Here is a 19,672-nt window from a genome sequence, read left to right as displayed (position 1 = left end):
CATCCGGCGCAGACGAGCTGCGGCTTTCGATGCACAAGGCGTGAGGACGCGCGCCCGGCACGCAGGCGTCGGTCATTGTCGAAGACTTGGCTCCTTTCACCCCACGATGCCGGCGACCGGTGCGGCGCACGCCGCGAATAGCCACCGCCTGAAAGCCGGTGCGGCGGGCGTCTCCGGCCGCGCGGGCGGACAAACCAGGAAGTAGCCGCGCGCGGTCGTGACCGGCCGATCGAATAGGGCGACCAGTTGGCCGCTCGCAATGAGTTCGTCGACGAGCGGGAGCCAACCCAATGCGACCCCTTGGTGGGTCAATGCGGCATTCATGACGAGCGCATAACTGTTGAACGTCGATCCATGACGATCGGGCGGGGCGCTGAGGCCATGCGCCGCGAACCAGCCATTCCAACCGAGCCAGCGTTCGGGATCGGTGGGCTGCACGTGCAGCAACGGCGCCGCATAGAGATCGGCCGGCTCGGCGATGGGCGGGTGCAGGTCGCGAAACCGGGGCGAGCAGACCGGCACGACTTCCTCGGGAAACAACCGTGTTGCCGTGCAGGGCGACCAATCGCCATCGCCGAATGCAATGGCGACATCGGCATGATCGCGGCGCGGATCGAACGCGAGCTGAGAGGTCACCACCTTCACGTTGATATCGGGCAGCAGCCGCCGCAAATCCATCAAGCGCGGTACCAGCCAATAGGTCGCGAAACCCGCATCGGTCACGATCGTCAATGCGCCTTTGGCGCGCGTGGCGCGGATGTCGGCAACGGCATCGCGGATCGTGGCCATGCTTTGACGCACCGCCTCGTATAGCCTTTGCCCTTCTGCCGTGAGCGTCACGCCGCGGTGGCCGCGCTCGAAGAGCGGCGCACCGAGTTCGGCCTCCAATTGCACGATACGCTGGCTCACGGCCGGCTGCGTCGAACCGAGTTCGCGCGCGGCCGCCGTGAAACTCGCCAACCGAGCCGCGGATTCGAACACCGACAGCATTTGCAGCGGCGGCAAACGGTCTTGCTCAGACATAAGCGTGCCTTATAGGGCCATAAATGGCGGCCGTCTTCACACGGCAATTGTGGGTGGACATATTGGTGTCGCGCGCCCGGGTTGCCGCATACGAAGCGAGTGCCCAGGCTAGCCGGCACCGCACCGACGATTCCAACGCATTGTAACCATCGACTTCATGAAGCCCAATACCGGAAAAAATATCCTCGTCTTGATGGCGGACCAGATGACGCCTTCATCGCTGCGCGTGTACGGCAATCGGGTATCGAAGACGCCGCGCATCGACGCGCTGGCGGCCCAAGGCGTGGTGTTCGACTCGGCCTATTGCGCGAGCCCGCTGTGCGCGCCGTCGCGCTTTGCGCTGATGGCCGGCAAACTCCCTTCGAAGATCGGTGCGTACGATAACGCCGCGGAATTACCGGCGCAAACGCTGACGTTCGCGCACTACTTGCGCGCGGCGGGATACCGGACGGTGCTATCGGGCAAGATGCACTTTTGCGGTCCCGATCAGCTGCATGGGTTCGAGGAGCGCCTGACGACGGATATTTACCCCGCCGATTTCGGCTGGGTGCCCGATTGGGCACACCCCGAAGCACGGCCAAGCTGGTACCACAACATGAGTTCGGTGCTCGAGGCCGGCCCGTGCGTGCGCACCAATCAGCTCGACTTCGACGACGAAGTGACCTTTACCGTCCGACAAAAGCTATACGACATTGTGCGCGAACGCGCGGCGGGCAGCGATACGCGCCCATTTTGCCTGGTCGCGTCGCTCACACACCCGCACGACCCGTATGCGATTCCCGCGGCGTATTGGGATCTGTATCGCGACGAAGACATCGATCTGCCGCGCATCACATTGACGCTCGCCGAGAGCGATCCCCATTCCAAGCGATTGCGGCATGTTTGCGAGAACGACCGCACGCCCCCGACCGAGCAGCAGGTGCGCAACGCGCGTCATGCCTACTATGGCGCGTTGTCGTACGTCGATGCGCAATTCGGCGCGATCCTCGACGCGCTCGATGCGACGGGGCTGGCCGACGACACCATCGTCATCGTCACATCCGATCACGGCGATATGCTGGGCGAGCGTGGGCTCTGGTACAAGATGACGTTCTTCGAAAACGCCGCGCGCGTGCCGCTGATCGTCCACGCGCCGAAGGCGTTCTCGCCGCACCGCGTGAAATCGTCCGTTTCGACCGTCGATCTGCTGCCCACGCTGCTCGAACTGGCGACAGGCAAGCGCGAGACGGCTTGGCCCGATCCGATCGACGGGCGCACCCTGGTCCCGCATCTGCGCGGCGATGGCGGACACGACGAGACGTTCGGCGAATATTTGGCCGAAGGTGCGATCGCGCCGATCGTCATGATTCGCCGCGGCGCATACAAGTTCATTCATACAAGCGCCGATCCAGATCAACTCTTCGATCTCGAAGCCGATCCGCAGGAGTTGACGAACCTCGCGAGCGATCCGGCGCATGCCGAGACCGTCGAGGCATTTCGCGCAGAGATACGGCAGCGGTGGAATCTCGCCGCGTTGCACGAGGACGTGCTGGCGAGCCAATGCCGCCGGCGCTTCCACTATGCCGCGTCCACGCAAGGGCGGATTCGCGCGTGGGATTGGCAGCCGTTCAGCGATGCGAGCCAACGGTATATGCGCAACCACATCGAACTGGACACGCTCGAGGCGATGGCCCGGTTCCCTCGTGCGACTCATGAATAATCGGGCGAGTGTATGCGACGCAGTCCAACGACAGGCGAATCAACCACACAGGAGTGGGCAATGAAGCGGAGCAAGCACCCCAAGTCCAGGCGCTTGATGGCGGCGATCTTATCGGCGGCCATCCTTGTACCTTGGACCGCGACGTACGCGCAAGAGCCGAGCAGCTGCACGCAAGTGCGCATGGCCGATCCCGGGTGGACCGACATCGATGCGACGAACGCGATCGCCGGCTTCGTGCTCGGTGCGCTCGGCTACCGGCAGAACGTCGCGAATCTCTCGGTACCGATCACGTACGAAGGTCTGAAGAAGTCGCAGGTCGACGTCTTCCTCGGCAATTGGATGCCGGCGCAGGGCCCGCTCGTCAAACCGTTCGTCGATAGCCATGCGATCGACGTGCTGCATGCCAATCTGACGAACGCCAAGTTCACGTTGGCGGTGCCCGACTACGTGGCCGCGGCGGGCGTGCACACGTTCGCGGACTTGGCCAAGCACGCCGACAAGTTCGACGACAAGATCTATGGGATCGAACCGGGCGCGCCGGCGAACCAGAATATTTCGAAGATGATCGGCGACAAGGCATTCGGCCTCGGCGATTGGAAACTCGTCGCGTCGAGCGAAACGGGGATGTTGACGCAGGTTGCGCGTGCGGTGCGCGAGAAGCGCTGGATCGTGTTTCTCGCGTGGGAGCCGCATCTCATGAACACGGAGTTTCATTTGACGTATCTCTCGGGCGGCGACGCGTATTTCGGCCCGAATTACGGCGGTGCGACGGTGAATACGGTCACCCGGGCGGGATTCGCGAACGAATGCACGAATCTGGGGCGGCTGTTCAAACAGATGACGTTCAATGTCGACCTCGAAAACCAAATCATCGCGAACGTCTTGCAGAATAAGACGAACGTCAATACCGCCGCGCGCGATGCGCTCAAAGCGCATCCGCAATGGGTCGCACCCTGGCTTGCCGGCGTGACGACCGCGAGCGGAGGGAACGGATTGCAGGCGGTCAATCACGCGCTTTCCGCCCACTGAGTGCCCACTGAGCGCCCACTGAGTTTTACGACAAAACACAACGAGACCTTCGACATGAATGCATTACGCGCTCCGATCCGCTCGGGCGTGGCGCTGGCGCTCGCCAGTTTGCCCGCTCTCGCCCATGCTCAAAGCAGTGTCACGCTATACGGCATCCTCGACGCCGGCGTGACGTATGTCAGTAATACAGGCGGTTCACATGTGGTGAAATTCGACGACGGTATCTCATACGGAAACCGTTGGGGCATCCAAGGAAAGGAGGATCTAGGTAACGGATTGTCGGCCGTCTTCGCGCTCGAAAGCGGCTTCAAGCTCGGGACCGGACGGCTCGCGTTCGGCGGCTCGGAATTCGGGCGCCAGGCTTACGTCGGGTTGGCTAGCCCGTGGGGCACCGTGTCGTTCGGCAATCAGCTCGACATGACGGAAGAGATGGTATTTCTGTACAACATCTCGGCCTGGGCGAGCGGATACGCGATTCACCAGGGGGATTTCGATCGGTTCAATGGGGATCGGCTACCGAACTCGGTGAAATTCATGTCGAACGATATCGACGGGTTCAAGTTCGGAGGCATGTGGTCGTTCGGCAACGTAGCGGGAAGTTTTCATCAAAACAGCGCCTATAGCGTTGGCGCCCATTACGCTCACGGACCTTTTACGATCGGCGCGGCCTATACGCAGTTGAACAACCCGTATGGCATTTACGCGTTCGATCCGTACGCGATGATCGGCACGCACACGTTTCTCGGCAAACCGACTGTGAGCGTCGATCCGGCGACGGGTGCGATCACCGACCTCTACTCGAGTACGTCGTTTCCGGTCGACAAGCAGGGAACGTTCGGGATTGGAGCGAGCTACGCGCTCGGCAAGGTGACGCTCAGAGGCAACTACTCGTACACGACGATCAAGGGCTTCGGGCAATCTTCGCACATGCAGGTAGGGGAGGCCGGTGCGTCGTGGCAGTTGACGCCCGCGCTCGCGTTCGACGGCGGGTATCAATACACGCACTTCGAAGGACACCATTGGAATCAAGTGTCCGCCGGTTTGCATTACTTGTTGTCGAAGCGCACGGACGTTTATGTCTCCGGGGATTATCTGAAAGCATCGAGCGGTGTCGATCCGGTGATCGGATATAGCTTCGCGCCGTCGACTTCATCGTCGCAGGCCGACATCCGCTTGGGCATGCGCCATTCGTTTTAATTCGACTCCTCGTCGTACTTGGGCGGGCGCGTTCTCGACGCGGCCCGCCGTTTTTTTAGGCCGGCGCCCCACTCGCGGGTGCGAGAACCTCCTTCATCGGCTGCGCATTTCGCGAATACCAAACCGGATCGCACCGTACAATGTTGCGCTCGCAACGTTGTTCTAGCGTTTCACCTCTTTCGTTCCGTTACCGCCACGCAGTCATTGCCGAGGCCCCTATGCGCCGTGTATCCGTTCGAACGTTATTTGCCATCGTCTTTGCCGCCGCCGCGCTTTTCGGTATCGCGCGTTCGGCCGGTGCGTGCGTCATTCCGGCCGCCGTGCGCACCATCGATCCGCCGGGCTTCTACGACGATGCGGCGGGCTACGCGCGGGCGGTCAAGCCCATGCGCGACTTTATCGCGCGGCTGAACACGGCCGCGGACAACGGCGATTGGTCATGCGCGCTCGACTTATTGGAAAGCTGGGCTCAGGCCGACGCCCTAATGGGGCACATTTCCGGTTATCAAGGCTACTACGAGCGTTCGTGGGCCGGGACGGACTTCGCGATGGTGATCCTACGCATGCCTCGCGCATTTCGCGACGACAATCGCGCCCGATTCGACGCGATCGATCCGTGGCTAGAGCGGATTGCCATCGCCACACGCGATGCCGAAGCGATCAACCATTTGCACAACAATTTGGTCTACTGGGCTGGGCTGAATCTGATCGCGATCGGTACAGTGACGAGCAATGCGAGCCTGATCGATTCGGGGCTATTGCGCGTTCGCGAAGGCATTCGCGACATCGGCCCGGACGGCGCACTCGCGCGCGAGGTTAAACGCGGCAACCGGGCGCTGCACTACCATACGTTCGCGCTGATCCCGCTCGTGTTCGCCGCAGAGCTGGTGCAGCGGCGCCATATCGATCTTTACGCCGAAAATGGCGGTGCGATCGGGCGTTTGGCGAACCTCGTGATCGAGGCGGTTCAAGATCCCGCAAGCTTCGCGAAAATCACGCCGATTAAACAGGATCTCTTTCCATGGACCTTCCAGGACGAGTTGTGCTGGATGGAGCCGTATTACGCGCGGTTTAAGGACCGCCGGCTGAAGGTGCTCATCGCCGCTCGCCGCCCCTTCAGCGAATGGCGGCTCGGCGGGAATGTTACGGAAGCCTGGGGGGCGTCCCTGCTGAACTAGTGGGACGGCGCATTACCCGATTTGGGACGCGTGCCCGGCCGAGATCCGCCATTGCGCACCGAACCGGCGCCACAACCGCGTGTAGGCAAACGTCCCGTCGAAAGGCGTCGCCCCGAACTCGGCCCACAGCCCCGATGCTTACTTCCCAGATGCGCTTAGCTCCCGCAACAACCACTCCCGAAACGCCACGAGCGCGGGATGATGCCTGACGCGCTCGGGATAGGTGAAATAGTACGACCGCGAACTCGGTACCGGCGCGAAGGGGCTGCATAAGCGCCCATCGCCCAATTCGTCCTCGACCAGCATTCGCGGGACGAGTCCTACCCCGATTCCGGCGATGACGGCTTGAATCAAATGCGAAGTGAGTTCGAAACTCGGGCCGAGGCGCAGTGCGTCGTGCGGCAGCCCAAAATGGGCGCACCATTCTCGCCATGCCGCGGGGAAGCTGCTCACGCGCAGCAGCGTCAGTCCTTCGAGCATCGCCACCGTCGGATCTACCGGGCCGTCGGCCTTGCGTGGCGCACGCCGGGCGACGCCGCGACGTTTGCCCTTCGGTGCGAACACGGCGGGGCTGCCGACCAACACCAACTCCTCGGCATACAGCCGGTGCGCGACCACGTTGGGCCAGCGCCCGTCGCCGACCGCAATGGCTGCATCGAGCGATTGCGACGAAAAATCGATCTCTTCGATCCGCGAATGCAGATCGATCTGCAAGTCGGGATGCGCGCGATACAGCCGGTGCAGCCGCGGAAGGAGCCATTTGGCACCGAAGGTGGGCAGCGTCGCCACGCGTAGACGCATCGCGAACGCTTGCGCCGACAGCGCCTGCAAGGTGGCGTTGCGGATCTGCGTCAACGCCGCGCCGACCTCGGCCATATAAGCCAACCCCGCATCGGTCGGCGCGATGCGCTTACCTTCGCGGATGAACAGCGCGACGCCGAGCATGGTTTCGAGCGTCTGCACCTGGCGGCTGACGGCGCTTTGTGTCAACGCCAATTCTTCGGCGGCCCGAGTGAAACTGCAATGACGAGCGGAGGCCTCGAAGGCCAGTAGCAGCGACATCGACGGCGTGAGCTTGCGATAGTTCATTCGTCGTTTTCATGGTTGACCGGCGGTGCTCTAACCTAAGATCGGCGAAAGCGGCTGCGGCATCCGTCGAATTCGAGGTCCATGTGATTGTGCACACCTAAGAATCATGCAGATTTTACATGCGGCGTCGGGCGGCATCGACAGTGGTCGGATTCATTCATAAAAGTCATGCATACCCCAAGGAATATCCGTTTGTGCAGAGCGAAGCAGCAACGGAAAATGGACCTTGCATCAACCCCGATCGCGCACCGATGACCCTCTCCCGACTTCCCGTCGACGATACGACCGATCGCCTCCACACGAATTTTTTCGCCGAGCTGCGCGCTTGCGGTTTCGAAGGCGAGATCGATCTCAGCCACGCGTTGCGCACGGTGCTGGCCACGGATAACTCGATCTACCAGCGTTATCCCAAGGCCGCGCTGTTCCCGCGCCACGCCCGGGACGTCGAGCGCATTGCCCATATCTTGGGCCGGCCGCCGTTCCGCGAAGTGACGGTTGCGCCGCGCGGGGGTGGGACCGGCACGAACGGGCAATCGTTGACGGACGGGATCGTGATCGATTTGTCGCGTCACATGAACCGTATCGTCTCGATCGATACGGCGGCGCGGACGGTACGCGTCGAAGCCGGTGTCGTGAAAGACCAGCTCAATGCTGCGCTCAAACCATACGGTTTGTTCTTCGCGCCCGAACTGTCCACGTCGAACCGCGCGACGATCGGCGGCATGATCAACACCGACGCGAGCGGGCAGGGCAGTTGCACCTATGGAAAGACGCGCGATCACGTACTGGCGCTCGAAACGGTCTTGATCGGGGGCGAGCGCCTTTCGACTTCGCCCGTCGGGCCGGCCGAATTGGAGGCGCTGTGCGCACGCGGCGATGCCGTGGGGCGTGTCTATCGCACCGCACGCGATATTAGCGATCGCCACGCCGATTTGATCGAAGAACGGTTTCCTCGTTTGAACCGATGCTTGACAGGCTACGACCTCGCGCATTTGCGCGACGAAAACGGTGTTTTCGATCTGAACAGTGTGCTGTGCGGCTCGGAAGGGACGCTCGGGTTTGTGGTGGAAGCGACGCTGAATGTCTTGCCGATTCCCACGCACACAGCGCTCGTCAATATTCGCTATGCCAGCTTCATGGACGCACTGCGCGACGCGCGGCCCTTGATGGCGCATCGTCCGTTGTCGATCGAAACCGTGGATTCGACGGTGCTGGCGCTGGCCCGCCAAGACATCGTTTGGCAAAACGTTGCCGAGTATTTGCCCGATGTCGAGGGCGCCGAGGCGGGAGCCGGCGGCATCAATCTGGTCGAATTCAGCGGCGACGAGGCGAGCGAAGTGCGTGGGCGCGTGTCGGCCTTTGTCGAGCATGTGAGAATGGACCCGTCAGTGCGCCGAATCGCGGTGACGATCGCGGATGGCGAGGCAGCGGTCGGTCGCGTGTACGCGATGCGCAAGCGTGCCGTCGGCCTGCTCGGCAACGTCAGCGGCGCGAGCCGTCCGCAGCCTTTCGTCGAAGACACGGCCGTGCCGCCCGAGCACTTGGCCGACTACATTGCCGAATTCCGTGCGCTGCTCGATGGCTTAGGCTTGCGATACGGGATGTTCGGCCATGTCGATGCCGGCGTCTTGCATGTTCGGCCCGCGTTGGATATGCGCGATGCGCGCCAAGCCGCGCTGATTCGACCGATCTCCGATGCAGTGGCCGCACTGACGTTGAAGTACGGCGGGCTGCTATGGGGCGAACACGGCAAAGGCGTTCGGTCGGAATACGTGCCGGAATATTTCGGTCCGCTGTACCCGGCATTGCAACGGCTAAAGGCCGCCTTCGACCCGCACGGCCAACTCAATCCCGGCAAGATCGCGACCCCGGCGGACAGCGGTGCCGCCTTGCTGCGTATCGATGCGGTGCCGACGCGCGGCGATGCGGATCGTCGCATCGACGAACGCGTCTGGCAGCGCAACGGCGATGCCGTGCATTGCAACGGCAACGGTGCCTGCTACAACTTCGATCCGGACGATGCCATGTGCCCTTCGTGGAAGGCAACGCGCGAGCGCGTTCATTCGCCGAAGGGCCGCGCGACGTTGATGCGCGAGTGGTTGCGGTTGCAGGGCGAGTCAGGCACCGACTTGATGGCCGAACCGAAGGCGGACGCTTTGCCGATCCGCATCGTCAACACGTGGCGCCAACGGCGCGGCGAGCGCGACTTTTCGCACGAAGTGTATGCCGCGATGGCCGGTTGCCTCGCCTGCAAGTCGTGCGCGGCTCAATGCCCCGTCAAGGTCAACGTGCCCGAGTTCCGGTCGCGTTTCCTCGCGCACTATCACACGCGCTACGTTCGTCCGTTGCGCGACCACTTGATCGGGTCGCTCGAATACAGCGTGCCGTACATCGCGGCGATCCCTGGCGGAAGGCTGCTCTATAACGCGTTGATGCGCGCGCGTCCCATCGAAGCGGCGATGCGGCGCGTGGGCGGTCTCGTCGATAGTCCGTTGCTCAGCAATGTGTCGTGGAAGCAGGCAACACGACAATGGGGAGCGAAACCCGCCACGGTCGAACGGCTATGCGCGCTCGATGAGCACGAGCGTCGGCGCAGCATCGTCTTCGTGCAAGATGCGTTCACGCGCTTCTTCGAAACGCGCGTGGCCGCGGCATGGGTCGAACTCGCGGCGCGGCTCGGTTACCGCGTGTTCATCGCGCCCTATAAGCCCAACGGAAAACCGCTGCACGTGCAGGGCTTTTCGCACGCTTTCGAACGGGCCGCACGCCGCAATGCCGCGCACCTGAGCGCACTCGGCCGGTTCGGGGTACCGCTTGTCGGCATGGATCCGGCGATGACGCTGGTCTATCGGCAAGAATATCGGAAGGTGGACGGCACGGAGGGCTGCCCGGATGTCTTGCTGCCGCAGGAGTGGCTGATCGAGGCGCTGCGCGGCGCGTCGATCGGGTGCGGCGTCGATGCGTCGAACGTGCGTGGAACAACAGCGGGCGCACCCACGCGTTATCGCCTGTTGCCGCACTGCACGGAGCGTACGAACGCGCCGGCAGCCACGGCACTGTGGCCCGAGGTGTTCGAACGCGCGGGCTTGGCGTTGTCCATGCCGGCGAGCGGCTGCTGCGGCATGTCGGGCACCTACGGCCACGAAGCTCGGAACGTCGAGACGTCCAAAACGATCTTCGAGCAGTCTTGGGCACGCCATGTCGATGCTTGGTTGCCGCCCGAAGGCGCAGCTTCATCGTCGAGCGAACACGGCGAGATGCTAGCGACGGGGTATTCGTGCCGCTGCCAGGTGAGCCGCCTGAGAGGCCAGCGGCTGCGCCATCCGATCGAGGCGTTGCTCGATGTTTATCGACGCCAACGAATAGGCGACGCGTTCGCCTAACAAAAAACGGGCGAGCCCGAAGGCTCGCCTCGAACGGCATCTACTGCTTCGTCTGCCGGTGGCCGGTAGCGGCCTCAGGCCGATCGTTTATTGCGTCTTCGTTGCCGTATCGGCCTTCGTGTCGGCATCGGTCTTCGTTTGAGCGCTCGTCTTATCGGCGGTCGGGGCTTTGTCCGCGCCGGCCGCTGCGCTTTCGTCGGCGCTCGTCTTCTTGCTCATTTTGTGCGCGTGCGTCTTCTTGGCGTGAAGGGACGACTTCTTCATCGCGTGATGCTTCGTCGTCGCTTTTTCCTTGGCCGTACCGGCTTCGTCGGTTGCGGTATCGGCCTTCAGACCTTCGGTTTGAGCGGCGGCGCCTGCCTTCAGGTCTGCCTGACCCGGCTGAGCCGAGGTCGTGGCATTCGTGGTGGCGGCGGCGTTTGCATTCGTGGCGTTCGTAGACGGCGCCGGTGCGGCGGTTTGCGCGAAGGCCGTCGAAACGAGCAGGGCGGAAGCGAGAGCAGCGAACATCGTCTTCATGTGTGACTCCTTGTAGGGCGGCTGAGAAAGTTCAGCGCTGCCGGTTTAACGCAGCGGCGATGACGCGAGTTGACCTTGCGCTGGTGACAAAACGTAAGCGGTGTGACGAATCGCGCACGCACCGCACGCACTTCCTCGCGCTTCGCCCGTGTTGCGCCCGCATTGCGCCCGCATTGCGCCCGTATTGCGCGCGGGTCTGGCGCATTCGACAGGCGCGCGCCGGAAGCCGTGCGTCGAAGCCGCGTCACCGTGTGCGGCCCGTAGGTACGCTATGCTTTGCGCATCGATCGGCAACTTCATGTCGCGAATCGTTCATGCCAAATGAAAATCGGAATCAAGCTGCTGACTATCGCCTGCCTCGGTGCATCGCTTACGCTCGTGGGGTGCGACGACCATGAGGACGCGTCCGCGATGATGGAAAAGCTGAAGGCATTCTTCAATGCGATCAAGCCCGATGCGCTGCTACTGAAAGGGCTGACGCCCGGCGTAACAACCGAAGCGCAAATCCGCGATCAAATGGGGCGGCCGGAAACAGAGCGCCTGTTTGCGGACGGCTCCAAACATCTCTACTATCCGCGCGGACCGCAAGGCACGACGACCTATCGCGTCGATATCGATGCGCAGGGCAAGTTAATGGCCGTTACCCAGTTGCTCACGGCGGAGAACTTCGCGAAGGTGCGAATCGGCATGTCGCAAGAAGCGGTGCGCGACTTGCTCGGTAAGCCGGGCGAGGTAGCGATCTATCGGTTGAAGCCTGAGACGGTGTGGAGTTGGAGATGGCAGGAAGGCGGGGTGTCGGGCGATGCCTTCTACAACGTGCATTTCGATTCGACGGGGCACGTCTATACGACCTCGCGTTCCGACATCATTCGCGGGCATTGACGGTCGCGCATTCGCGAAGGCGATTGGGTGGCCGCAGGACATGCCGTCCGTCGGCATGTCCTGAGCGTTTGCCGGCGATCAACCCGGCACGCGCACCCAGCCTTCCATCAGCACGCGCGCGCTACGGCTCATCAACGCCTTCTTCACGACCCATTGCCCGTCGACGAGCGCGGCCTGTGCGCCGACGCGCAGCGTGCCCGACGGATGGCCGAATCGCACGGCCTCGCGCTCGCCGCCGCCCGCGGCCAGGTTGACGAGCGTGCCCGGTATGGCCGCGGCCGTGCCGATGGCCACCGCCGCCGTGCCCATCATCGCGTGATGGAGCTTGCCCATCGACATCGCCCGCACGAGCAGATCGACGTCGCCCGCGCGCACGGTCTTGCCGCTCGATGCGACGTAATCGGCGGGCCTCGCGACGAAGGCGATCTTCGGCGTGTGCTGCCGCTTCGCGATGTCCTCGATGCGCTCGACGAGGCCCATGCGCAGCGCACCGTAGGCGCGAATCGTCTCGAACATCGTCAGCGCTTGGTCATCGCCGTTGATGGCGGCTTGCAGCTCCGTACCCTTGTAGCCGATCGCTTCCGCATCGACGAAGATCGTTGGAATACCTGCATTGATCATCGTCGCTTTCAACGTCCCGATGCCGGGCACGTCGAGATCGTCGACGAGACGGCCCGTCGGAAACATCGCGCCGCCTGCGCCGTCTTCGTCGGCTGCCGGGTCCATGAATTCGAGCGCCACTTCGGCGGCGGGAAACGTGACGCCGTCGAGTTCGAACTCGCCCGTCTCCTGCACGGCGCCGCCCGTCATCGGCACGTGGGCGATGATGGTCTTGCCGATGTTGGCTTGCCAGATACGCACGGTGGCGAAACCGTCGCGCGGGATGCGGGCCGCGTCGACGAGTCCGTTCGCGATGGCGAACGGGCCGACCGCCGCCGAAAGGTTGCCGCAGTTGCCGGTCCAATCGATGAACGGTTGATCGATCGACACTTGCCCGAACAGATAATCCACGTCGTGATCGGGCCGCGTGCTCTTCGCGATGATCACTGTCTTGCTCGTGCTCGACGTGGCGCCGCCCATGCCGTCGATTTGTTTGCCGTACGGATCGGGACTGCCGATCACGCGCAGCAGCAGCGCGTCGCGTGCGGCGCCCGGCACCTGTGCGGCTTCGGGCAAGTCCTGAAGGCGAAAAAACACGCCCTTGCTCGTGCCGCCGCGCATATAGACGGCCGGTACCTTGATTTGCGGAAGATGCGTCATGCGTTCGTTGTCCTTAGGTTAAGCCGCCGCCGATTCCAGGAAATCTTGCGCGAAGCGCTGCAAAACACCGCCCGCTTCGTAGATCGAAACCTCCTCGGCCGTGTCGAGGCGACAGGTCACCGGCACGGCGAGACGTTCGCCGTTCATGCGTTGGATGACGAGCGTGAGGTCGGCGCGCGGTGTGCGCTCGCCGATCACGTCGAACGTTTCGGTCCCGTCGATACCGAGCGTTTCGCGATTGGTGCCCGGCTTGAATTCGAGCGGCAGCACGCCCATGCCGACGAGGTTCGTGCGGTGAATCCGCTCGAATCCTTCGGCTACGATCGCTTCGATGCCGGCCAGACGCACGCCCTTGGCCGCCCACTCGCGCGACGAGCCTTGGCCGTAGTCGGCGCCGGCAATGATGATGAGCGGCTGCTTGCGCGCCATGTACGTTTCGATCGCTTCCCACATGCGCACGACCTTGCCTTCGGGCTCGATGCGGGCGAGCGAGCCCGTTTTGACCTCACCGTTTTCCCGCACCATTTCGTTCTTCAGCGTGGGATTGGCGAACGTCGCGCGCTGCGCCGTCAGGTGATCGCCGCGGTGCGTGGCATACGAGTTGAAGTCTTCCTCGGGCAGGCCCATCTTTTCGAGGTATTCGCCGGCCGCGCTCGCGCGCATGATCGCGTTCGACGGCGAGATGTGATCGGTCGTGATGTTGTCGCCCAAGACCGCCAGCGCTCGCATACCCTTGAGCGTGCGTTCGCCGGCCAGCGCGCCTTCCCAGTACGGGGGGCGGCGGATGTAGGTGCTTTGTGCGCGCCACGCGTACAGCGGATCGCCTTGTTCGGTTTGCTGCGCGGCGATGGCGAACATCGGCTCGTACACGCGCCGGAATTGCTCGGGCTTCACGCTCGATTGAACGACGGCGTCGATCTCTTCGTCGGACGGCCACAGGTCTTTGAGCGTGATGGGCTTGCCGTTCGCATCGGTGCCGAGGGCGTCCTTCTCGATGTCGAAGCGGATCGTGCCGGCAATCGCGTAGGCGACCACGAGCGGCGGCGAGGCCAGAAACGCTTGCTTCGCATACGGATGAATGCGCCCGTCGAAATTGCGGTTGCCGGACAAAACCGCGGTGGCGTACAAGTCGCGTTCGACGATCTCTTTTTGAATGGCCGGATCGAGCGCGCCCGACATGCCGTTGCACGAGGTGCAGGCGTACGCGACGACGCCGAAGCCGAGCTTCTCGAGTTCGGGCAGCAGGCCCGCCGCTTCCAGGTACAGGGTGACGGCTTTCGATCCCGGGGCGAGCGAACTCTTGACCCAGGGCTGGCGCACAAGCCCCAACCGATTGGCGTTTCGTGCCAACAAGCCGGCCGCGATCATGTTGCGCGGGTTATTCGTATTCGTGCAGCTCGTGATGGCGGCGATGATGACGGCGCCGTCGGGCATCTTGCCGGGCTCGTGCTCGACCTTGCCGCTGATCCCACGCGCGGCCAGTTCGCTCGTGGGCACGCGGCGGTGCGGATTCGAAGGGCCCGCGATGTTGCGCGTGACACTCGACAAATCGAAGCGCAGCACGCGCTCGTATTGCGCGCGCGCGAGCGAATCGGCCCACAGGCCCGTTGCCTTCGCATAGGTTTCGACGAGCTCGACCAGCGTGTCGTCGCGGCCGGTGAGTTTCAAATAGCGGATCGTCTGCTCGTCGATAGCGAACATCGCCGCCGTGGCGCCGAACTCGGGTGCCATGTTCGAGATCGTCGCGCGATCGCCGAGGGTCAGGCTAGCCGCGCCTTCCCCGTAAAACTCGAGATAGGCGGAAACGACTTTCTCTTTGCGCAGGAATTCGGTGAGCGCCAGCACGATGTCGGTGGCGGTGATGCCGGGTTGCCGTGCGCCCGTCAGCGCCACGCCGACGATGTCGGGCAGGCGCATCCACGAGGCGCGTCCGAGCATGACGCTCTCGGCTTCGAGCCCGCCTACACCCACGGCGATGACGCCGAGGGCATCGACCATCGGCGTGTGGGAGTCGGTGCCGACCAGCGTATCGGGGAAGGCGACGCCGTCTTGCACCTGCACGACCGGGCTCATCCGTTCCAGGTTGATCTGATGCAAGATGCCGTTGCCGGGGGGGATGACATCGACGTTCTTGAATGCCTTCTTCGTCCAGTCGATGAAATGGAAGCGGTCTTCGTTGCGTCGATCTTCGATCGCACGGTTTTTTGCGAAAGCATCCTTGTCGTAGCCGCCGCATTCGACGGCGAGCGAGTGGTCGACCACGAGCTGCGTCGGCACAACGGGATTGACGAGCGACGGATCGCCGCCGCGCTCGGCGATGGCGTCGCGCAGCCCGGCGAGATCGACGAAGGCGGTTTGGCCTAGGATGTCGTGGCAGACAACGCGCGCGGGGAACCATGGGAAATCGAGATCGCGTTTGCGCTCGATCAACTGCTTGAGTGCGTCGGTCAATAGCGACGGTTCGCATCGGCGCACGAGGTTTTCCGCGAATACGCGCGAGGTATAGGGCAGGCCGTCGTAGGCCCCTTTCTCGATCGCCTCGATGGCTGCGCGTGCGTCGAAATAGTCGAGCCCGGTGCCGGGCAAAGCTTTACGGTATTCAGTGTTCATCATGCATCGAGCGAAGGTCGGCCCCGGCGGGACCCGGGGCACGGAATGGTTAGGTGTGCGAACGAGCGTCAAACATCGATCGCGGACACGGATTGGGCCAGCTTGCGAAGCTCGAACTTCTGGATCTTGCCGGTGGAGGTTTTCGGCAGTTCGACGAACTGAACGGCGCGCGGCACTTTGAAGCCGGCCAGATGCGCCTTGCAATGGGCGATCAGTTCGGCGGCGGTGACCGTGGCCCCTGCCTTCAGTTCGACGAATGCGCAAGGCGTTTCGCCCCAGCGCGGGTCGGGCTTCGCCACCACGGCCGCGGCCATCACGGCGGGGTGACGGTACAGGACGTCCTCGATTTCGATGCTGGAAATGTTTTCCCCGCCCGAGATGATGATGTCCTTGCTACGGTCTTTAATGCGAATGTAGCCGTCGGGGTAACACACGCCGAGATCGCCCGTATGGAACCAGCCGCCGCGGAAGGCTTCTTCGGTAGCCGTCGGGTTCTTCAGGTATCCCTTCATCGTGATGTTGCCGCGGAACATGATTTCGCCGATCGTCTCGCCGTCGGACGGCACGGGTGCCATCGTCGTCGGATCGAGTACCGCGCAGCCGTCCTGCAGGTGATAGCGAACGCCCTGACGTGCGTTCAGGCGTGCGCGCTCGCCGATATCGAGCGCGGCCCAGCCGTCTTGTTGAGGGCAGACCGAGGCGGGCCCATACACTTCGGTGAGCCCATACACGTGCGTCAACTCGAAGCCGAGCCGCTCGAGGCTTTCGATCAGCGCGGCGGGCGGCGCGGCGCCGGCCACCATCGCGTTGACGCGATGCGCGATCCCCGCTTTCAGCTCGTCGGGTGCATTGACGAGCAGGTTGTGGACGATCGGCGCGCCGCAGTAATGCGTCACCTGTTCGGCGCGAATGAGATCGAAAATCGCTTTCGCGTCCACCTTGCGCAGACAGACGTTCACGCCCGCGCGGGCAGCGATGGCCCACGGAAAGCACCATCCGTTGCAGTGAAACATCGGCAGCGTCCAGAGATAGACGGCATGCTTGGGCATGTCCCATTCGAGAATGGCGCTGACGGCGGCCGTGTAGGCCCCGCGATGGTGATAGACGACGCCCTTCGGATTGCCGGTGGTGCCCGACGTGTAATTGAGGCTGATGGCATTCCATTCGTCGCTCGGCGGTTGCCAGGCGAATTCGGGATCGCCGCTCGCGAGCAAGGCCTCGTATTCGATTTCACCGAGGTGTTCGCCGGGGCCGGTATACAGCGCATCGTCGACGTCGATGACGAAAATCGGCCGCTCCACCGCGGGCAGCACGGAGCGCATGAGGTCGGAGAATTCGCGATCGACGAGCACGGCTTTGGCTTCGCCGTGATTGAGCATGAACGCGAGCGTGGCGGCATCGAGGCGCGTATTGAGCGTGTTGAGCACGGCCCCGATCATCGGTATGCCGAAATGCGCTTCCATCATGGCCGGCGTATTCGGCAGCATCGCGGCAACGGTATCGCCCGCTTCGATGCCGCGCGCAGCGAGTGCCGACGCGAGGCGGCGCGTGCGCTCGTACGTTTGCTGCCAGGTGCGGCGAATCTCGCCGTGCACGACGGCAAGGCGCGTCGGATAAACGGTGGCCGCTCGCTCGATGAACGACAAGGGCGTCAACGCGGCGAAATTGGCGGCGCTTTTATCGAGGCCCGTTTCGTACATGTGTGTGCTCATGATGTGTCTCCCCACCTGCGCGATACCGCAACCGCGGGCCCATGGTCAAAGCACGGGCCCGCTCCCCGATCAGCGCTTGCCGATCGGCACGAACTTCAGATCTTCCGGGCCCGTGTAGTTGGCGCTCGGGCGGATGATCTTGTTGTCGATGCGCTGCTCGATGATGTGCGCACTCCAGCCCGACGTCCGGGAAATCACGAACAGCGGCGTGAACATCGCCGTCGGCACGCCCATCATGTGGTACGAGACGGCGCTGAACCAGTCCAGGTTCGGGAACATCTTCTTGGCGTCCCACATGACCGATTCGAGTCGTTCGGCAATGCTGAACAGGCGCATGTCGTCGGCTTCTTTCGAGAGTTTGCGCGCGACGTCCTTGATGACCTTGTTGCGCGGATCGGAGATCGTATAGACGGGGTGGCCGAAACCGATCACCACTTCCTTGTTTTCCACGCGCCGGCGGATATCCGCTTCCGCTTCATCGGGCGAACCGTAGCGCGATTGAATGTCGAACGCCGCTTCGTTCGCGCCGCCGTGCTTCGGGCCGCGCAGCGCGCCGATCGCACCGGTGATGGCCGAATACATATCGGAGCCCGTGCCGGCGATGACGCGGCCCGTGAACGTCGATGCGTTGAATTCGTGCTCGGCGTACAGGATCAGCGACGTATGCATCGCTTCGACCCACGATTTGGAGGGCGTCTTGCCGTGCAGCAGATGCAGGAAGTGGCCGCCGATCGAATCGTCGTCGGTTTCCACTTCGATGCGGCGCCCGTTGTGCGAGTAGTGGTACCAGTACAGCAGCATCGAGCCGAGCGAGGCCATGAGGCGGTCGGCGATATCGCGCGCGCCGGCGATAGTGTGATCGTCCTTCTCGGGTAGCACCGTGCCGAGCACCGATACCCCGGTGCGCATGACGTCCATCGGATGAGCGGAAGCCGGAATCCATTCCAACGCGGCTTTTAGATTCGCGGGCAAGCCGCGCAGGGCCTTCAACTTCTTCTTGTACGCGGTCAGCTCGGCGGCGGTCGGCAGCTTCTCGTGCACGAGCAGATACGCGATTTCTTCGAACTCGCAGGTGGTGGCGACATCGAGAATGTCGTAGCCGCGGTAGTGCAGGTCGTTGCCCGTGCGGCCGACCGTGCACAGCGCCGTGTTGCCTGCCGTCACACCCGAAAGCGCGACCGATTTCTTCGGCTTGAACGTGCCGGCGGCCGGCGCTTCCTTCACTGCTTCACTCATGGTGTTTGTCTCCAGCTTCGAGAGTCGAATGATGACTAACTATCTACTTATTGCCGGCGAACAGCGCGTCGAGTTTTTGCTCGTAGGCGTGATAGCCGAGGTACTTGTACAGGTCTTCGCGCGTTTGCATCGTCGGCACGGCCGCCTGTTGGGTGCCGTCGCGGCGCAGCGTCTCGTAGAAGTTGAGCGCGGCCGCGTTCATCGCACGATAGGCGCCGCAGCAATAGAGCGCGATGTCCACGTCGGCCGTCTTCAGTTCGTCGATCGTGAAAAGTGGCGTCGAGCCGAATTCCGTCAGGTTGGCCAAGATCGGAACACGGACCGCGGCTTTGAACTTGCGGTAATCGTCCAGCGTGCGCATTGCCTCGGGGAAGATCATGTCCGCGCCGGCTTCCACATAAGCGCACGCGCGCTCGATCGCCGCATCGATGCCTTCGGCCGCGGCTGCGTCGGTGCGCGCCATGATGACGAATGAGTCGTCGGTGCGCGCATCGACAGCCGCCTTCACGCGATCGACCATTTCGTCCTTCGGCACGCACTCCTTGCCGGGGCGATGCCCGCAGCGCTTTTGTCCGACTTGATCCTCGAGATGCACGGCGGCTACGCCGGCTTTGATGAACGAGCGGATCGTGCGCGCAATGTTGAAGGCGCCGCCCCAACCGGTATCCGCATCGACCAGCAGGGGAAGGTCGCTGGCGTCCGTGATCCGACGGATATCAATGAGGACGTCCTCCATCGTCGAGATACCCAGATCCGGGATCCCAAGAGAGTTCGCGGCGACGCCCCCTCCAGAGAGGTAAAGGGCACGAAAGCCCGTGGCTTGCGCCATGCGCGCCGCGTAGGCGGTGATGGCTC

14 protein-coding genes and 1 pseudogene are annotated in these 19,672 nt (G+C 63.1%); 6 read left to right on the top strand and 9 right to left on the bottom strand.

Going from position 1 to position 19,672, the window contains the following annotated elements:
* Nucleotides 1-96: 96 nt before the first annotated feature.
* The gene (locus tag ACTHN9_RS26445; RefSeq protein WP_440539784.1) at nucleotides 97-1,023 is read right to left on the bottom strand and encodes a choline sulfate utilization transcriptional regulator; all 927 of its coding nucleotides are present in this window, start codon (nucleotides 1,021-1,023) and stop codon (nucleotides 97-99) included.
* Between the two features lie 157 nt (nucleotides 1,024-1,180).
* Between ACTHN9_RS26445 and betC the strand changes: the two genes are divergently transcribed.
* The 4 genes from betC to ACTHN9_RS26425 all read left to right on the top strand — a co-directional run bounded on the left by betC (nucleotide 1,181) and on the right by ACTHN9_RS26425 (nucleotide 6,126).
* The gene (gene betC / locus ACTHN9_RS26440) at nucleotides 1,181-2,722 is read left to right on the top strand and encodes a choline-sulfatase (RefSeq protein WP_440539783.1); all 1,542 of its coding nucleotides are present in this window, start codon (nucleotides 1,181-1,183) and stop codon (nucleotides 2,720-2,722) included.
* Nucleotides 2,723-2,782: 60 nt separating this feature from the next.
* Nucleotides 2,783-3,751, top strand: a complete 969-nt coding sequence (choX, locus tag ACTHN9_RS26435; RefSeq protein WP_440539782.1) for a choline ABC transporter substrate-binding protein — start codon at nucleotides 2,783-2,785, stop codon at nucleotides 3,749-3,751.
* Nucleotides 3,752-3,805: 54 nt separating this feature from the next.
* Nucleotides 3,806-4,948, top strand: coding sequence for a porin (locus ACTHN9_RS26430; RefSeq protein ID WP_440539781.1), 1,143 nt, complete (start codon nucleotides 3,806-3,808; stop codon nucleotides 4,946-4,948).
* A gap of 218 nt (nucleotides 4,949-5,166) precedes the next feature.
* On the top strand, nucleotides 5,167-6,126 hold the full coding sequence (locus ACTHN9_RS26425; RefSeq protein ID WP_440539780.1) for a mannuronate-specific alginate lyase: 960 nt from the start codon (nucleotides 5,167-5,169) through the stop codon (nucleotides 6,124-6,126).
* 12 nt (nucleotides 6,127-6,138) lie between these two features.
* On the opposite strand, the pseudogene ACTHN9_RS26420 reads toward ACTHN9_RS26425, so the two are convergent.
* Both ACTHN9_RS26420 and ACTHN9_RS26415 read right to left on the bottom strand, forming a co-directional pair.
* A pseudogene (locus ACTHN9_RS26420) lies at nucleotides 6,139-6,228 on the bottom strand (nuclear transport factor 2 family protein); the annotation flags it as partial.
* A 36-nt stretch (nucleotides 6,229-6,264) separates the two neighbouring features.
* Nucleotides 6,265-7,215: a LysR substrate-binding domain-containing protein gene (locus tag ACTHN9_RS26415; RefSeq protein ID WP_440539779.1), complete on the bottom strand. Its 951-nt coding sequence runs from the start codon at nucleotides 7,213-7,215 to the stop codon at nucleotides 6,265-6,267.
* A 251-nt stretch (nucleotides 7,216-7,466) separates the two neighbouring features.
* Between ACTHN9_RS26415 and ydiJ the strand changes: the two genes are divergently transcribed.
* The gene (ydiJ, locus tag ACTHN9_RS26410) at nucleotides 7,467-10,598 is read left to right on the top strand and encodes a D-2-hydroxyglutarate dehydrogenase YdiJ (protein WP_440539778.1); all 3,132 of its coding nucleotides are present in this window, start codon (nucleotides 7,467-7,469) and stop codon (nucleotides 10,596-10,598) included.
* An 87-nt stretch (nucleotides 10,599-10,685) separates the two neighbouring features.
* Here the strand turns inward: ydiJ and ACTHN9_RS26405 are convergent, their stop codons facing one another.
* A complete protein-coding gene (locus ACTHN9_RS26405; RefSeq protein ID WP_440539777.1) occupies nucleotides 10,686-11,117 on the bottom strand; it encodes a hypothetical protein in 432 nt (143 codons plus the stop codon).
* A 321-nt stretch (nucleotides 11,118-11,438) separates the two neighbouring features.
* Here ACTHN9_RS26405 and ACTHN9_RS26400 point away from each other — a divergent pair, with 321 nt between their 5' ends.
* Entirely contained in the window at nucleotides 11,439-11,999 is a 561-nt protein-coding gene (locus ACTHN9_RS26400; protein ID WP_440539776.1) for a hypothetical protein, read from the top strand.
* Nucleotides 12,000-12,077: 78 nt separating this feature from the next.
* Here the strand turns inward: ACTHN9_RS26400 and prpF are convergent, their stop codons facing one another.
* From prpF to prpB, 5 genes are all read right to left on the bottom strand, one after another.
* A complete protein-coding gene (prpF, locus tag ACTHN9_RS26395; protein ID WP_440539774.1) occupies nucleotides 12,078-13,259 on the bottom strand; it encodes a 2-methylaconitate cis-trans isomerase PrpF in 1,182 nt (393 codons plus the stop codon).
* Nucleotides 13,260-13,277: 18 nt separating this feature from the next.
* The gene (gene acnD / locus ACTHN9_RS26390; protein WP_440539804.1) at nucleotides 13,278-15,869 is read right to left on the bottom strand and encodes a Fe/S-dependent 2-methylisocitrate dehydratase AcnD; all 2,592 of its coding nucleotides are present in this window, start codon (nucleotides 15,867-15,869) and stop codon (nucleotides 13,278-13,280) included.
* A gap of 68 nt (nucleotides 15,870-15,937) precedes the next feature.
* Nucleotides 15,938-17,581 carry an acyl-CoA synthetase gene (locus ACTHN9_RS26385; RefSeq protein WP_440539772.1) on the bottom strand — a complete coding sequence of 548 codons (1,644 nt, stop codon included), beginning with the start codon at nucleotides 17,579-17,581 and terminating at the stop codon, nucleotides 15,938-15,940.
* 69 nt (nucleotides 17,582-17,650) lie between these two features.
* Nucleotides 17,651-18,817, bottom strand: coding sequence for a bifunctional 2-methylcitrate synthase/citrate synthase (prpC, locus tag ACTHN9_RS26380; protein WP_440539771.1), 1,167 nt, complete (start codon nucleotides 18,815-18,817; stop codon nucleotides 17,651-17,653).
* A gap of 43 nt (nucleotides 18,818-18,860) precedes the next feature.
* The coding region (gene prpB / locus ACTHN9_RS26375; protein ID WP_440539769.1) for a methylisocitrate lyase at nucleotides 18,861-19,672 on the bottom strand (812 nt) is incomplete at its 5' end.

Source organism: Trinickia sp. (assembly GCF_051953405.1).
GTDB lineage: Bacteria > Pseudomonadota > Gammaproteobacteria > Burkholderiales > Burkholderiaceae > Trinickia.
This window is presented reverse-complemented; position numbering and strand designations above follow the sequence as displayed.

Coding starts and splice junctions, on each gene's coding strand:
- ACTHN9_RS26445 (WP_440539784.1), bottom strand. CDS start 1,023: ATGTCTGAGCAAGACCGTTTGCCGCCGCTGCAAATGCTGTCGGTGTTC.
- betC (WP_440539783.1), top strand. CDS start 1,181: ATGAAGCCCAATACCGGAAAAAATATCCTCGTCTTGATGGCGGACCAG.
- choX (WP_440539782.1), top strand. CDS start 2,783: ATGAAGCGGAGCAAGCACCCCAAGTCCAGGCGCTTGATGGCGGCGATC.
- ACTHN9_RS26430 (WP_440539781.1), top strand. CDS start 3,806: ATGAATGCATTACGCGCTCCGATCCGCTCGGGCGTGGCGCTGGCGCTC.
- ACTHN9_RS26425 (WP_440539780.1), top strand. CDS start 5,167: ATGCGCCGTGTATCCGTTCGAACGTTATTTGCCATCGTCTTTGCCGCC.
- ACTHN9_RS26415 (WP_440539779.1), bottom strand. CDS start 7,215: ATGAACTATCGCAAGCTCACGCCGTCGATGTCGCTGCTACTGGCCTTC.
- ydiJ (WP_440539778.1), top strand. CDS start 7,467: ATGACCCTCTCCCGACTTCCCGTCGACGATACGACCGATCGCCTCCAC.
- ACTHN9_RS26405 (WP_440539777.1), bottom strand. CDS start 11,117: ATGAAGACGATGTTCGCTGCTCTCGCTTCCGCCCTGCTCGTTTCGACG.
- ACTHN9_RS26400 (WP_440539776.1), top strand. CDS start 11,439: ATGAAAATCGGAATCAAGCTGCTGACTATCGCCTGCCTCGGTGCATCG.
- prpF (WP_440539774.1), bottom strand. CDS start 13,259: ATGACGCATCTTCCGCAAATCAAGGTACCGGCCGTCTATATGCGCGGC.
- acnD (WP_440539804.1), bottom strand. CDS start 15,869: ATGAACACTGAATACCGTAAAGCTTTGCCCGGCACCGGGCTCGACTAT.
- ACTHN9_RS26385 (WP_440539772.1), bottom strand. CDS start 17,581: ATGAGCACACACATGTACGAAACGGGCCTCGATAAAAGCGCCGCCAAT.
- prpC (WP_440539771.1), bottom strand. CDS start 18,817: ATGAGTGAAGCAGTGAAGGAAGCGCCGGCCGCCGGCACGTTCAAGCCG.